The 367-nt window shown below is 35.7% G+C and carries 1 protein-coding gene; it reads right to left on the reverse strand.

Going from position 1 to position 367, the window contains the following annotated elements; genetic code table 11:
* The coding region (locus tag E1140_RS13300; RefSeq protein WP_185153579.1) for a Na/Pi symporter at positions 1-367 on the reverse strand (367 nt) is incomplete at both ends.

Consider the following 367-nt stretch of genomic DNA (forward strand, 5'->3'; position numbering starts at 1 on the left):
ACCTTGTCAAAAGACCTGGATCAGAAAATTCATTAAGAAAAGATAATACTTCTGGATTATTCTTTATATCTGGAACAGCGTTCTTCAATTCTCCCAAACCCATAAAAAGCAAAGCAAAACCTATAAGTACTTCACCCCACTTCTTATTTCTTTCTTTAGAAGAAAATAACATTGGAAAACCTACAGCTATAATAGGTAAGGCATATGCCGAAATTTTCACTTTGAATCCTATAAGAGAAACGAGCCAACCCGTAATGGTTGTTCCAATATTGGCTCCCATCATTACACCAGCTGATTCAACAAGAGATATAAGACCTGCATTAACAAAAGAAACGGTCATTACCGTTGTTGCAGATGATGATTGAAG

Source organism: Fulvivirga lutimaris (genome assembly GCF_009711525.1).
Taxonomy (GTDB): Bacteria; Bacteroidota; Bacteroidia; order Cytophagales; family Cyclobacteriaceae; genus Fulvivirga; species Fulvivirga lutimaris.